At 65.4% G+C, this 295-nt stretch carries 1 protein-coding gene; it reads right to left on the bottom strand.

Translation table 11 applies throughout. The annotated features are described in order from the left end of the window. A partial coding sequence (locus tag IB248_RS31165) for a transposase (RefSeq protein ID WP_192242262.1) occupies positions 1–295 on the bottom strand: 295 nt, incomplete at both ends.

Here is a 295-nt window from a genome sequence, read left to right as displayed (position 1 = left end):
CCTGCGGCTTCATCGCGCCTGTCTTGACGGCCACGGCCAGGCTCTCCTGCAAGAGCGCGCCGATCCGTTCCTCGCCCATGCGCTGCCGCCAGCGCGTCATCGAGGAGCGGTCGAACGATAGTTCGTGACGAAAGAATTCCTCGCCGCAGAGGTACTGAAAGTAGGGGTTCTCCACCCAGCGCTCGCACAGCGCCTCGTCCGACAGGTTGAACGTGTGCTTCAGAATGGCCAGCCCCGCCATCAGCCGCGTCGGCAATGGCGGCGGCATGCCAGCTCCGTCCGAATGGACCGTCCC

Source organism: Rhizobium sp. RHZ01, from assembly GCF_014851595.1.
Lineage (GTDB): Bacteria > Pseudomonadota > Alphaproteobacteria > Rhizobiales > Rhizobiaceae > Rhizobium > Rhizobium altiplani.
Note: the sequence above shows the minus strand (reverse complement) of the source record. Positions and strands in the feature narration are given on the sequence as shown.